We start from the raw sequence: 12,372 nt of genomic DNA on the forward strand, positions 1-12,372 counted from the left end.
AGACCGGCCGTTCTGTGTGTCAGTACAGACCTAGAAGTCCATGCCGCCCGACGGGTCACCCATCGGCGCTGCGTTCTTCTCGGGCTTGTCGGCGACAACAGCCTCGGTCGTGAGGAACAGACCGGCGATCGACGACGCGTTCAGCAGGGCTGAGCGGGTTACCTTCACCGGGTCGTTGATTCCGGCAGCGAGCATGTCGACGTACTCACCGGTCGCGGCGTTGAGGCCCTGGCCGACCGGGAGGTGGCGCACCTTGTCGGCCACAACACCGGGCTCGAGGCCCGCGTTGAGTGCGATCTGCTTGAGCGGAGCGTCGATGGCCACGCGCACGATGTTCGCGCCCGTTGCCTCGTCGCCGACCAGGTTCTTGACTGCGTCAGACTCGAACGCGATCTTGCCAGCCTGGATGAGTGCGACGCCACCACCGGCGACGATGCCCTCTTCGACGGCTGCCTTGGCGTTGCGCACTGCATCCTCGATGCGGTGCTTGCGCTCCTTGAGCTCGACCTCGGTTGCGGCTCCGGCCTTGATGACGGCAACGCCACCAGCGAGCTTCGCGAGACGCTCCTGGAGCTTCTCGCGGTCGTAGTCGCTGTCGGTGTTCTCGATCTCGGCACGGATCTGCTTGACGCGGCCAGCGATGGCCTCTTCGTCGCCCGATCCTTCGATGATGGTGGTCTCATCCTTGGTGATGATGACCTTGCGCGCACGGCCCAGCAGGTCGAGGGTCGCGTTCTCGAGCTTGAGGCCGACCTCCTCGGAGATGACCTGTCCGCCCGTGAGGATGGCGATGTCGGCGAGCTGCGCCTTGCGACGGTCTCCGAAGCCGGGAGCCTTGACGGCGACCGACTTGAAGATGCCACGGATCTTGTTGACCACCAGGGTCGCGAGGGCTTCTCCGTCGACGTCTTCGGCGATGATGAGCAGCTGCTTGCCGCTCTGGATCACCTTGTCGACGATGGGGAGCAGGTCCTTGATGTTCGAGACCTTGCTGTTGACGATCAGGATGTACGGGTCTTCGAAGACCGCTTCCTGGCGCTCGGGGTCGGTGACGAAGTATGCCGACAGGTAACCCTTGTCGAAGCGCATTCCCTCGGTGAGCTCGAGCTCGGTGCCGAACGTGTTCGACTCCTCGACGGTGACAACGCCTTCCTTGCCGACCTTGTCGATGGCCTCGGCGATCAGCGCGCCGATCTCGGGGTCACCAGCGGAGATGGATGCCGTGGCAGCGATCTCTTCCTTGGTCTCGATCTCCTTGGCGCTGGCAATGAGTGCCTCGATGACGGCTGCCGTAGCCTTCTCGATTCCGCGCTTCAGGCTGATCGGGTCTGCGCCGGCTGCGACGTTGCGCAGTCCTTCGCGAACGAGCGCCTGGGCGAGGACGACCGAGGTGGTCGTTCCGTCGCCGGCGACGTCATCGGTCTTCTTGGCGACCTCTTTGACGAGCTCCGCACCGATCTTCTCGTACGGGTCGTCGAGTTCGATCTCCTTGGCGATCGACACACCGTCGTTCGTGATGGTGGGAGCGCCCCACTTCTTCTCGAGCACGACGTTACGACCGCGTGGGCCGAGGGTGACCTTGACTGCGTCGGCGAGAATATTCAGGCCGCGCTCGAGGCCGCGACGGGCCTCTTCGTTGAAAGCAATGATCTTTGCCATGTGTGTTTCTCGTCCCTCCCGGACGTCGTACGAGTGAATTCGTTAGCACTCGAAACATGCGAGTGCCAATGGCTAAATTAGCACTCGCTGGTGTCGAGTGCAAGACAACAGCCGGGGGTGGATGCCCGTTAACGCAGGCGGCGCCGCCCACCGAAGTGGGCGGCGCCTGGGGCTGACGAGTCTGGCGACTACGCGGGGCGAACGGCGTCGGCCTGCGGCCCCTTGGTGCCTGTTCCGACCTCGAAGATCACCTTCTGGCCCTCTTCGAGAACCTTGTATCCGCCCATCTCGATGGACGAGTAGTGAACGAAGACATCCTGTCCCCCGTCATCGACGGTGATGAAGCCGTAGCCCTTCTCGGCGTTGAACCATTTCACGGTCCCGTTGGCCATGTTTTTCTCCCTGGTCTGAACTGGTGCAGGCCGGACGGGGCCTCCATTTTCAGATCGTATCCGAGCGAAAACACTGCGGGGAGGGCCGTTACCGACTCGCAACAGCCCCGGCGCGAAGATTAAACATCTCCGTAACACAGGGCGGAGATCCGGCACTCCTGGGCGGTTCGGGGCCGGATTTATCCCTCGGGAGTGGCACCGGGATAGTCGGCGCCGAGCACGATGTTCAGCGGGTTTCCGGGATAGGTCTCGGCGGGCACGAGTGCGATCTCGCCGACGCCGAGCGCGACGACGAGTCCGCGAGCGACATCCTCATTGGCAGGGTCGCTGTAGTAGACGGTGGTCACCGCGACGTCCCGTGTCGACGCGAGAGCGCGCGCGTCGATGGTCCAGCCGGCGGCGGCGAGCGCATCCCCGACGGTGTTCTGCAGGCCAGTGGTGGCCGAGCCGTTGTAGATGGAGGTCGTGATCGCCCGGGCGGGGTCGATGGTGGTGGGGTCGAGCACAGGCTCGGCGGTCGGCGTCGGTGTCGCGGTGGCCGCGGGCGTCGCCGCTGGCGTCGCGGAGAGGAACGGGATGTCGACCTCGATGCCCATAAACGTACGCAGCCCGACGATGCCGCCCACGATCAAGACGAGCGTGGCGAGCGCCGCCCACGCGAACGCGATCCATCCACGACCGCGACGAGCGGGGCCGCGGTGGGCGCCGATGCGTTGCAGGTCGTCGGGCAGCTCATCGAACCGGTCTTTGGGGTAGGCCATAGGTCAGTAGGTCGATTCTTCGTCGTGGGGCGCTCCGGCGCCGCGTTCTGGTCTTCCGAATGCCCGAGCGGCCCTCGCGGAGGTTCGCGCATCCCGGGCACGCTGCAAGCGGCCTACGAGCATCGGATCGTGTCGCACGGCAGCGGGCAGGTCGATCACGGCATTCAGAACCTGATAGTAACGGGCGGTCGACAGCGAAAACTGTGAACGAATCGCTTCCTCTTTAGCTCCGGCGTGCCGCCACCATTCACGCTCGAAGTCGAGAATGGATGCGTCGCGGGCAGACAGGCCCGCTACGGGGCCGTCCGCGGGCTGCGGCTGGGCACTCATCCACACCTCCAAAGCGCGGTGTCATCATAGGCCGCGACGGCTCCAACCCCGGGAGGCTGGGGGCTCGTCGCGAAGCTCAATTCCCGGTCGAGCCGGCGCGATACATCGAGATGTGCATGATCGTCGCCTCGTCGTACGGCTCTCCGAAAGCCACGAACCCGAACTTCGCATAGAGCGGAGCGACGTACTGCTGGGCGTGCAGCATCATTGGCAGGCCCGCGAACTCGTCGAGGGCGGTGGCCATCAGCTGCTGGGCGAGGCCTTCGCCGCGGCGATCCTCCCGCACGACGACCCGCCCGATGATGTGATGCGCGTCGCGGTGCTCGGCGGTCTCGTTGACGAGAACGCGCAGGTACGCTGCGGCTCCGGTCGAGTCTGAGATCCAGTAGTGGCGCGTGCCCGGCTCCTGGTCGCGGTTGTCGAGCTCTTCTTCGTCGACCTTCTGCTCGACGAAGAACACATCAGTCCGCAGTTTCAGTACGTCGTAGAGTTCGTTAGTTGTGAGTTCGCTCCACGAGCGGGAGACGACGGAACATTCGGGCACGATCGCGAGTTTAATACAGAGGAACACCGCTTCCCCGTATCAAGGAGAAACACATGACGTACAAGGTTGAGAAGACCGAGCAGGAATGGCGCGACGAGCTGGGCGACCGCTACTCGATCCTGCGCGAGGCCGCGACCGAACGCCCATGGTCCGGTGCGCTGCTCGACGAGAAGCGCGAAGGCACGTACACCTGCGGCGCCTGCAACGCAGAACTGTTCAAGAGCGGTGCGAAGTTCGATTCAGGATCCGGCTGGCCGAGCTTCTTCGAATCGGTGAACCCCGACGCCGTCGAGTTGAAGACCGACAAGTCTCTTGGAATGGTGCGCACCGAAGTCGTCTGCGGAACCTGCGGTTCGCACCTCGGGCACCTCTTCGACGACGCCTACCAGACCCCGACGGGCGACCGGTTCTGCATGAACTCCCTCTCCCTCGGCTTCAAGGAAAACTGATTGTCTGCTCTCCAGGCGGTCATGCGCCGGCACTCCTATCCCCAGGTCACCGCTGACGCACCCACCCACGAACAGCTCGCACCGTTCGTCGAGGCTGCCGCGACGATCGCCGACCACGGCTCGCTGAAGCCGTGGCGGCTGATCGAGTTGCGGGGCGACGACAGGGTCAAGCTCGGCAAGGCCTTTGCGAAGGAAGGCGGCTCGGCAGATAAACCGTTGCGCGCGTCACTGCTCATCGCCGTGGTGGCGATACACCGGTCGAAGAGCAAGCCCGAATGGGAGCAGGAGGTCGTGGCATCCGGTGTCGGCTACATGATGAGCCTGCTGCTGGATGAAGCGGGCTGGGGCGTCTTCTGGCGCACCGGCGACCTCACGCGCACGAAGCGTGTGGCCAAGATGCACAAGCTCGAGAAGAACGAGAAGCTCATGGGCTGGCTCTATGTGGGCGGCAAGCCCGCGAAGTCGAAGGCGCATCGCCGCCCGAAGATCACGGTCTCGCAGCACCTCTCGACGCCCTGAATGGCAACGCCGGCGTCGCCGCGATCCCGAGTGCTACAAGGGTGATGGCGGTGCCGGCGACGGTCGTCCAGCCGAGTGGATGCCCGTCAGCAGGCACCACGATGTCGAGCAGCAGCGCGACGATGAGTTGCCCCGAGATCGTTCCGAGGGCCAGCAGAAGCACGCCGATGCGCGGCGCCAGGATCGCTCCGAGCCCGATGAACCCGGCACCGATCGCCCCGCCGAGGTAAAGCACGGGATTCGTCGGATACTCCGTCGGAAGCCCGACGAACGCGGTGTGCACGATGGCGGCGAGCACGAGCAGCGTCGTACCGACGATGAAGTTCACCACCGTCGCTGTGACGGGTGAGCGGGAGATCATCCGCACCTCGCCGTTGGCCGCCTGCTGCCACGGGATCGCGAGACCCGCGATGAACGGCAGCAGCACGAGCCACAGCGGCACGCTGCCGATGAACTGTGTCGAGACGACGAGCACGACGGCGGCGAGCATGAGCACAGAGCCCACGATGCGGGCGGGCGTAATGGTGCGCGGGGGCGTCGAACCCATCCCGCGCCTGTCGACCACGAGCCCGCTGAGGGTCTGGCCGAACACCACGGCGACGGTGAAGACGGCGATGCCGAGCAGGCCGGCGGCGAGGCCCTGCGACAGCACGAACAGAGCGCCTGACGCGCCACCCATGACCAGCCACCACGGGATATCCCGGGTCCGCAGCGCAGTGTTGATGATGCGGAATCCGGCTCGACCCGGTGTCGACAGCGCCAGGATGACGAGCATAAGGATGAGCCCGGAACCGAACGAGATCACCGAGGCGATGTATCCATCACCCAGCTCTGCGCCGAGCTGACCGTTGATTCGGGCCTGCACAGCGATGCCGGCCCCGACCAGCAATGCGCCGAGCACTCCCGGCGCAAGCACCCTGGTTTCCGGATGCTTCGGCGCAGGTATCGTCACACGACAACGCTAGTCGTACCGTGAGTCCCTTATTATGGACGAGGTTCATTTGCCCCCTTAGCTCAGTTGGCCAGAGCACCGCTCTTGTAAAGCGGGGGTCGTCGGTTCGAATCCGACAGGGGGCTCCGAAAGAAGAGACGCTGACGCGTCTTTTCTTTCCGGAGCCCGCATGGCCAAGGCGCGCACCCCATGGGGCAGGTCGGGCCCCGCGCAACAAGGGTGACGCGCTTTCTCGGTGAGTTAGCTCCCACTCGTCCGCGCGCGATCTGCTGTGGCCGAGCATTCGCTGTAACGCTGTGACGTTCGCGCCCGCCGATACGGCAAGGCTCGCGCACGTGTGGCGAAGCTCGTGCGGCGTCAGGCCGGGGATGCCGATCTGCTCAGCTGCATCGTTGAACCAGCCCCTACGGAACGTGCGGTTGCGCAGCACCGAACCAGACTTCGAGCTGACGAAAACATGGTCCGCGGGGGTCTTGTCCTCGACGTGGATTGACAGCTGCTCCAGGATGAACTCCGGGACGGGGATCGAACGCTCCTCGTAGTCCTTCGGGCTCGACTCCTCCATGTAGCCGTCGACCTCGACCATCGTGGCGTGCACATCGAGGCGGCCTCGAACGAAGTCGAGGTCGCCCACACGCAGGCCGGCCAGCTCGCCCCACCGCAACCCGGTGTACGCGAGCACCAGCACGAGAAGCCCGAAGCCCTCCCCCGCCGGCTTCGCGTCGACCGCTGCTGCAAGTTCGGCGACCTGCTGATGGGTAAGGAACTTTTTGCGCTTCTTCGACTGTCGCGGCATCTTCAACCGTGACGCCGGGTTGGCCGGGATCCGGCCGTCATCGACGGCGACCTGGAGTCCCGCGGAGAGCACATTGACGATCTTGCGCACCGAGCCGGGGCTCTGGGTCGCGGTGAGCTTCGACGCCCAGAGCTGCGCATCGAACCGAGTCAGGTCCCCAATTGCGATCGGCCCAAGGCTCGGGACGATGTGGAGTCGGACCACGCCCTCAAGACGGTCGAACGTCGAGCGCCTTACGTCGGTGCGGGTCTAAACCACTTGTTCATCCATTCGCCGATGCTCACGCGGGCGCGAGTCGGGTCGATGTAGAGGCCGCTGTTCTTCGCGACCTCGACCGAACCCAGGAACAGCTCCGCGTCGCGCTTATTGCGGAACCCGCGCTTGTCAGTCTGCTTGCGGTCTGGCTTGCGATAGCGAACGCGGTACCGGCGCCCGCCCGACGTCTCATACGGCGTGATTGAACCCATCGATGCACCCCCCCTGCCGCGAACCTTCCACCACCCACGATAGAGAACGACACCGACGTCGACCCCGCCAACTTCGCTGGCTCGCAGACAATGGCTTCGTCCCTGACTACTCTCAACTCATGACCGCGAATACTGGCACGATCGAGCGCGAGGAACTTCTCGCAATGCTGACGAGTCAAGGGGTCGCCGGGGTAGAGGACTTCGGTCGGTTCGTGAGCAACGTGAGTTTCTTCGGGGCATCCGCATTCGACGAACGTGCCGCGATGACGATTCTGATCAATGCACTGCCGCGAGTTCGCGACGCACGCTTGGCCGACACGATCGCGTCGCATCTGCGACGCCCTTGGGCACGACCAGCCGCCTACGAGTCCCTGTTGGACGCGTTCAAGCGGTTCGGTGGCCGTAACGGGAGTTCGGGGTGGTCTATCGGAGATTCGCTTGCGAGTGCCGCGACCGCGAACAACGTCGCAACCCTTCTCGGGCTCGTCTCGGACCCGCATTACGGCGAAGATCGGCAGATGATCGTATACAGCCTCCATCGGTACAAGTCGGCCGACGGAGTCGCCGCCACACTTCAGATCCTCACGCGAGACCCAGACGTTTCGCGCCATGCGATCTCTGCGTATAGGCGGGTGGTGGGAGACGCCGCCGCGCGTGGTCACCTAGAGACGCTTCGCAAGGACTTCAAGGGGACCGCCATTGCGAAGCAGGCAGAAGAATCCCTAAGGAAAATCGACAACAAATCGCGCAAATCCATCTCTTCCTAGGCTCCAGGTTTACCCAGTTCCCTGCCAGTCGTCCCGCCAATCATCCTCTTCGTTTTGCCCTGTCCTACCGCCCCTCCTTTACATCCCAACCTCCCGTGGACAACGCACTTGGGCGCGGGAGGTTGGGATGCTGGCTCCGCCAGGGAGGGGCGGTAGGACAGGGCAGAACCACCCACAACTGTTCGTTTGGGTATTCGCCACAGGTAAATACCCATTCCGATGTTGACCAAACTTCGACTTGCTCGGACTATTCCAGTAGCCGCGTCGGACATTCTCGATGGCCTCGCGAGATTTTGCGATCTCGTGCGGACCATCGGGCCCCTCGCGCGATACTCTTCATGAATATTCATCGCACTATCTGGGAGCAACCATGATCGCCGGACTTGAACTAGTCGCACGGAAGCGCGGCGCGTCTTGATCCTGGACGCCGAGCTTTCGTGGTTTCACAGCTACTTCCTCTCAATGTGCATTCGACTAACCGGTAACTCGTGGCAGCAGTTCGTGACGGACGCCATGCACGAGAAGCACGGTGGCAACTTTATTCAGGTGGACCCTTCGTTCAACGGCGACAAAGGTTGCGATGGCTACGTGGAGGTCTGATGATCGCGGCGTACGGCGCTGCCAGACCGACGTCAGCAGGCGTGAAGGGCAAGGTCGCATCAGACCTGAACAAAGCAAAGTCCTCTTGGGGCGGTCAGATGACTCGGTGGGCCTTTATCCACAACAATGCAGTCGGCCTTCCTCTTCTCGCCGCAGAAGCCGTCATAGCCTTGAAAGCAGCGGAAGCTGCCAACGGATTGACTGTAGAAGTTTGGCCACCCCAAGTGCTCTGGAACGAGACGTTCGGTGGGCTTACTCGGGACGCGCTTGTGCGCCTAATCGGCATTCCGCCCAGCACGCGACCTGCCGCGATGTCCTATATCGCCACGGCGATCCGTTCTCTGGCACGGGTAGAGCGCGTACCCAATTTCGGCGAAACTTTGCCTGTTCCAGAGCACAAGATCGAATTTAACGAGTTCGCGGACGCAACAGCCAATCTCATCCGCCAATACCAAGTCCACACACACTTGGTTCGTTACTACTTCGATCGTGCAACGCCCGGGGAGCAGTTCCAAGTCGCAGAGAATCTCCGGAACCAGTACAACGGGCTTGCGGCCACAGTGTCGTCGCCTGATTCAATATTTCATGCTCTATGCGACCTTCTGATCGAGGAAGCCTTTGACGCTGACGCAGGGGGAAACCACGATGAACACAAAAGCGCAGCTCTACTTGTAATCACCCACTTTTTCGAGTCTTGCCTCATCTTTGAGATGCCCGAGGAGCATGCGGTTGTTCTTGCCGAATAAGTTCATCTCCCCCGACCGATCTCTGCTAACCATTGGAGGTCAGGTGCTGCTGGTGCTTGACAAGCCACTATCGATTTCCGGCGCATGGGAAGCGGCCAAGGAATGGCGCGAAGTCAACCATCACCACGCGCCTCTTCCGTTTTGGTGGTTTGCCCTCGCGCTCGACTCTTTGTTCGCGATGAAAGCAATCCGTGTGACCGATGGGCTTCTTGAGAGGAATTCCGTTGCTTGAATCTCTATCCAGCAACCTTGAGGGATTCAAGGATGCCGTGTTCGCACCGGGATTGAATATTGCGGTCGCAACTCGCACTCAGAAGGCGGAAAAGAAAGACAGTAGAAATGCTGTGGGTAAGAGCAGCATGGTCGCCGTTCTGGACATGCTCTTGGGTGGCGATCTAAGTGCAAAACATCTCGTTCGACGCCCCGAGCTTCACGATGCCACGTTTCAGCTGAGTCTCGGACTCGACGGGGCTACCCACAAGATAGAGCGATCCGGGGCCGCTCCCGGATCGCCGTACTTCGACAGTGCCATGATTGATATTCCGCAGCTGCGAAGCCTCTTGGGGCGCCAGCTCTTCGGACTCGTGGGGAACACAGACGAACCCAGCTACCGGTCGCTCATCTCCTTCTATCTGCGTAATCGCGAGGACGGCGGCTTTATGGACCCGCTCCGCACTTATTCCAGGCAGACGGATTTGTCGGCTTATCCGGCCCTAAGCTACCTGCTCGGGCTGGACACGTCGATCGTCGCTCACGCACAAGAACTAGCAGCCTCGAAGCGGAGTTTAAAGGCGCTTCGTGCGGCCGCGAGAGACCCGATATTCGGTGGCGTGGTAGGAAACGCGGCTCAGCTCGATGCAGAGATCGCCACTCTTCGCATCGAACTCGAGGGCATCGAGATTAACCTCGCCAGCTTCCAAGTCGTCGAGGACTACGAGGACCGTCGCGCCGAGGCGGATGCCCTCACTCGAACCATCCGCGCCTTGAATGACACTCTTGCGCTCCTGGAGCAGCGACGAAATGATCTACGAATCGCTCTCGAAGGCGAGGGCCTTGAAACAGCTGAGTACGCATACCTCACGGCTGTCTACGAGGAGGTTGGGATAGCTCTACCCACCGTCGCTATTCGGCCATTCGAGGAGGTTGAAGCATTCCATGCATCGGTAGTTCGAAACCGTCGCACGTATCTCGACACCGAATTGGTCGAAGTAGAGGAGCAGCTCATCGCGACGTCGCTCGCGCTTACCGCAGCAGACGGTGCTCGAGCAGAGGTAATGAATCTCCTCAAAGAGGGCGGTGCGCTGGAGACGTTTAGTCTGCTTCAGAAGTCTGCAGCCGAGCTGGAGGGACGGCTCGCGGCCTTGCGACAGCGGCGCGCGTCAGTCGAAGCGCTGTCTGACGCGACTAAGCACCTTAAGACCAAGGGGATCGAACTTGAGGCACGCGCCAAGTCCGACATCGCCACGAGAAGCGAACACATCGAAGCGATCAGTGCCATGTACACGCAGCTCGCGTTCGAGATCTATGGGAAAGATCGACCGGCGGCGCTCTCTGTCCAAGAATCAACGACCGGCTACAAACTTCTACCTACTCTAGGCGGCGAGAAGAGCGCCGGAGTTGCCAGCATTGCGTTGTTTTGCTTCGACCTGACCATGGCCGTTACCGCGCACCGTGCCGGACATGGGCCAGACTTCTTGGTGCACGATAGCCACCTCTACGATTCCGTGGAGGAGCGTCAAATCGGAGCCGCCCTGCGAGTAGGGGCGCAGGTCTGCCGCGAAGAGGGCATGCAGTACATCGTCACTCTCAACTCGGACGTTCTCGAGTCCGCCCTTCGAGACGAACCCGGATTGGAGTTCGCTACGCCGGTAACTCTCACCGATGCGTATGAGACAGGTGGGTTGTTCGGAATGCGGTTCAATTAGCCAAGACCACGGGCATCGGCTTACCCACGCTCTACCTGGCTTCGCGGCAGGCTCCCTAGCTTTGCACTCGCGACCTATCGCCTGACCTTTTCGAGCAGCCCAATAAAGCCCCTCCCGCAACCTCCTGAAGTAGCGCCGCAAAGTGTCGAACTTGCCTGCATTCACCACCCTTTACCCACATTCTTTTTTGCCTTGCCATACCGCTCCTCCTCTACATCCCAACCTCCCGTGGACAACGTAATTGGGTGAGCTCGGTTGGGGTGCTGGCTATGCCAGGGAGGGCCTCTAGGACAGGTCAAAACCACCCAGAATCGTTCGTTTCGGTGGTCGCGATCGGCGACCACCGAAACGGCAACTTGCGCCTCCCATTCGTTTCTGCTCGAGCGACGAAGCACGATCAACCAGTGGGGATCCTGCGTGCCGGGTAGAACCAGCGAACGAGCAGGAAGCCCAGGGCCGCCCCGATCAGTTGTGCCGCGATGAATCCGGGCGCGGAGCCGGGAGCGATGCCGGCGAAGGTGTCGCTGAACATGCGGCCGATGGTGATGGCGGGGTTGGCGAAGCTCGCGGAGCTGGTGAAAAAGTAGGCGGCGCCGATGTATGCGCCAACTGCGGCAGGGGTGAGGTTCGCGCGGCCGGTGCGGGCGAGAACGAAGATCACCAGGATGAGGCCAGCGGTGGCGACGATCTCGGCGAGGAAGTGTGCCGGGGTGAGGCGGTCGGTGGTGCTGATGCTGACGGCGGGATCGCCGAACATGAGGTTGGCGAGCATCGCGCCGAGGATGCATCCGACGATCTGGGCGGGAATGTAGGCGGCGGTGTCACGCCAGGACCGCAGACCACTGGCGGAGTCGACGAGGGAGACGACCGGGTTGAAGTGGGCACCGCTGAGCGGGCCAAAGATGAGAATGAGCACGGGCAGGCCGAGCGCCGTCGCGAAGGCGTTCTCGAGCAGCTGCAGTCCGGTGTCGGAGGGTGAGAGTCGTTGGGCGGCGATGCCGGAGCCGACGACGAGGGCGGCGAGCAGCGCACTGCCGAGAAGTTCGGCACTGACGCGCCGGATCATGCTCACGCGGTGACGAGCAGTCTGGCGATGGAGTCCAGGGCTCCGGGGACGAGCTTGTAGTACGCCCACGTTCCGCGCTTGGAGCGGGTGACGAATCCGGCGTCGGTGAGCACCCTGAGGTGGTGGGAGACGGTGGGCTGCCCGATGTTCAGCGGCTCGGTGAGGTCGCACACGCACGCCTCCTGCCCCTCGGAGGCGGCGATGATCGAGATGAGTCGCAGCCGCGCCGGGTCAGCGATCGCCTTCAGCGACTTCGCGAGGTCTTCGGCCTGAGACTGCGTCATCGCATCGCGGGTCAGCGGTGCGCAGCAGGCAGCCGCATCGATCACGGGCAGCAGGGTCATCGTGCTCATGGGGCAACCCTACAGAAAATTGACATCCATCGATATAAGGATCCAT

Annotated in this window: 15 protein-coding genes, 1 tRNA gene and 1 pseudogene; 7 read left to right on the forward strand and 10 right to left on the reverse strand. The window is 62.5% G+C overall.

Features of this window, described 5'->3' with window-relative positions; genetic code table 11:
* Positions 1–30 precede the first annotated feature (30 nt).
* The 5 genes from groL to IWX81_RS14405 form a co-directional block, all read right to left on the reverse strand.
* The gene (groL, locus tag IWX81_RS14385) at positions 31–1,659 is read right to left on the reverse strand and encodes a chaperonin GroEL (RefSeq protein WP_199282035.1); all 1,629 of its coding nucleotides are present in this window, start codon (positions 1,657–1,659) and stop codon (positions 31–33) included.
* Between the two features lie 188 nt (positions 1,660–1,847).
* Positions 1,848–2,051, reverse strand: a complete 204-nt coding sequence (locus tag IWX81_RS14390; protein ID WP_199282036.1) for a cold-shock protein — start codon at positions 2,049–2,051, stop codon at positions 1,848–1,850.
* Positions 2,052–2,230: 179 nt separating this feature from the next.
* Positions 2,231–2,812, reverse strand: a complete 582-nt coding sequence (locus tag IWX81_RS14395; RefSeq protein WP_199282037.1) for a LytR C-terminal domain-containing protein — start codon at positions 2,810–2,812, stop codon at positions 2,231–2,233.
* A gap of 3 nt (positions 2,813–2,815) precedes the next feature.
* Positions 2,816–3,142 carry a DUF3263 domain-containing protein gene (locus IWX81_RS14400; RefSeq protein ID WP_199282038.1) on the reverse strand — a complete coding sequence of 109 codons (327 nt, stop codon included), beginning with the start codon at positions 3,140–3,142 and terminating at the stop codon, positions 2,816–2,818.
* A gap of 76 nt (positions 3,143–3,218) precedes the next feature.
* Positions 3,219–3,686, reverse strand: a complete 468-nt coding sequence (locus IWX81_RS14405; RefSeq protein ID WP_199282039.1) for a GNAT family N-acetyltransferase — start codon at positions 3,684–3,686, stop codon at positions 3,219–3,221.
* Between the two features lie 53 nt (positions 3,687–3,739).
* Here IWX81_RS14405 and msrB point away from each other — a divergent pair, with 53 nt between their 5' ends.
* Positions 3,740–4,135: a peptide-methionine (R)-S-oxide reductase MsrB gene (msrB, locus tag IWX81_RS14410; RefSeq protein ID WP_199282040.1), complete on the forward strand. Its 396-nt coding sequence runs from the start codon at positions 3,740–3,742 to the stop codon at positions 4,133–4,135.
* Positions 4,136–4,654: a nitroreductase family protein gene (locus IWX81_RS14415; protein ID WP_334594366.1), complete on the forward strand. Its 519-nt coding sequence runs from the start codon at positions 4,136–4,138 to the stop codon at positions 4,652–4,654. It begins immediately after the preceding gene.
* Here the strand turns inward: IWX81_RS14415 and IWX81_RS14420 are convergent.
* Complete coding sequence (locus IWX81_RS14420; protein WP_334594368.1) at positions 4,623–5,606, reverse strand: DMT family transporter; 984 nt, start codon at positions 5,604–5,606, stop codon at positions 4,623–4,625. The two genes, IWX81_RS14415 and IWX81_RS14420, sit on opposite strands and share 32 nt — an antisense overlap.
* A 51-nt stretch (positions 5,607–5,657) precedes the next feature.
* On the opposite strand from IWX81_RS14420, the gene IWX81_RS14425 reads away from it, so the two are divergent.
* Positions 5,658–5,731: transfer RNA gene (locus tag IWX81_RS14425), tRNA-Thr, on the forward strand.
* A gap of 197 nt (positions 5,732–5,928) precedes the next feature.
* Here the strand turns inward: IWX81_RS14425 and IWX81_RS15100 are convergent.
* A pseudogene (locus IWX81_RS15100) lies at positions 5,929–6,402 on the reverse strand (tyrosine-type recombinase/integrase); the annotation flags it as partial.
* A gap of 233 nt (positions 6,403–6,635) precedes the next feature.
* Positions 6,636–6,869, reverse strand: a complete 234-nt coding sequence (locus tag IWX81_RS14435; protein WP_199282041.1) for an Arm DNA-binding domain-containing protein — start codon at positions 6,867–6,869, stop codon at positions 6,636–6,638.
* 119 nt (positions 6,870–6,988) lie between these two features.
* On the opposite strand from IWX81_RS14435, the gene IWX81_RS14440 reads away from it, so the two are divergent.
* The 4 genes from IWX81_RS14440 to IWX81_RS14455 all read left to right on the forward strand — a co-directional run bounded on the left by IWX81_RS14440 (position 6,989) and on the right by IWX81_RS14455 (position 10,907).
* Positions 6,989–7,636, forward strand: coding sequence for a hypothetical protein (locus IWX81_RS14440; RefSeq protein ID WP_199282042.1), 648 nt, complete (start codon positions 6,989–6,991; stop codon positions 7,634–7,636).
* Between the two features lie 599 nt (positions 7,637–8,235).
* Entirely contained in the window at positions 8,236–8,982 is a 747-nt protein-coding gene (locus tag IWX81_RS14445; protein WP_334594373.1) for an ABC-three component system protein, read from the forward strand.
* Between the two features lie 43 nt (positions 8,983–9,025).
* Entirely contained in the window at positions 9,026–9,214 is a 189-nt protein-coding gene (locus IWX81_RS14450) for an ABC-three component system middle component 6 (protein ID WP_199282043.1), read from the forward strand.
* Positions 9,207–10,907, forward strand: a complete 1,701-nt coding sequence (locus IWX81_RS14455) for an ABC-three component system protein (RefSeq protein ID WP_199282044.1) — start codon at positions 9,207–9,209, stop codon at positions 10,905–10,907. The genes IWX81_RS14450 and IWX81_RS14455 overlap by 8 nt, the downstream gene beginning before the upstream one ends.
* Positions 10,908–11,304: 397 nt before the next feature.
* On the opposite strand, the gene IWX81_RS14460 is transcribed toward IWX81_RS14455, so the two are convergent.
* Together IWX81_RS14460 and IWX81_RS14465 are read right to left on the reverse strand one after the other, a co-directional pair.
* A complete protein-coding gene (locus tag IWX81_RS14460; RefSeq protein WP_199282101.1) occupies positions 11,305–11,973 on the reverse strand; it encodes an aquaporin in 669 nt (222 codons plus the stop codon).
* Between the two features lie 2 nt (positions 11,974–11,975).
* Positions 11,976–12,326, reverse strand: coding sequence for an ArsR/SmtB family transcription factor (locus IWX81_RS14465; protein ID WP_199282045.1), 351 nt, complete (start codon positions 12,324–12,326; stop codon positions 11,976–11,978).
* Positions 12,327–12,372 lie beyond the last annotated feature (46 nt).

This window comes from Salinibacterium sp. CAN_S4 (assembly GCF_015752305.1).
Classification (GTDB): Bacteria; Actinomycetota; Actinomycetes; order Actinomycetales; family Microbacteriaceae; genus Rhodoglobus.

Coding starts and splice junctions, on each gene's coding strand:
- IWX81_RS14440 (WP_199282042.1), top strand. CDS start 6,989: ATGACCGCGAATACTGGCACGATCGAGCGCGAGGAACTTCTCGCAATG.
- IWX81_RS14395 (WP_199282037.1), bottom strand. CDS start 2,812: ATGGCCTACCCCAAAGACCGGTTCGATGAGCTGCCCGACGACCTGCAA.
- msrB (WP_199282040.1), top strand. CDS start 3,740: ATGACGTACAAGGTTGAGAAGACCGAGCAGGAATGGCGCGACGAGCTG.
- IWX81_RS14400 (WP_199282038.1), bottom strand. CDS start 3,142: ATGAGTGCCCAGCCGCAGCCCGCGGACGGCCCCGTAGCGGGCCTGTCT.
- IWX81_RS14465 (WP_199282045.1), bottom strand. CDS start 12,326: ATGAGCACGATGACCCTGCTGCCCGTGATCGATGCGGCTGCCTGCTGC.
- IWX81_RS14390 (WP_199282036.1), bottom strand. CDS start 2,051: ATGGCCAACGGGACCGTGAAATGGTTCAACGCCGAGAAGGGCTACGGC.
- IWX81_RS14460 (WP_199282101.1), bottom strand. CDS start 11,973: ATGATCCGGCGCGTCAGTGCCGAACTTCTCGGCAGTGCGCTGCTCGCC.
- groL (WP_199282035.1), bottom strand. CDS start 1,659: ATGGCAAAGATCATTGCTTTCAACGAAGAGGCCCGTCGCGGCCTCGAG.
- IWX81_RS14435 (WP_199282041.1), bottom strand. CDS start 6,869: ATGGGTTCAATCACGCCGTATGAGACGTCGGGCGGGCGCCGGTACCGC.
- IWX81_RS14445 (WP_334594373.1), top strand. CDS start 8,236: ATGATCGCGGCGTACGGCGCTGCCAGACCGACGTCAGCAGGCGTGAAG.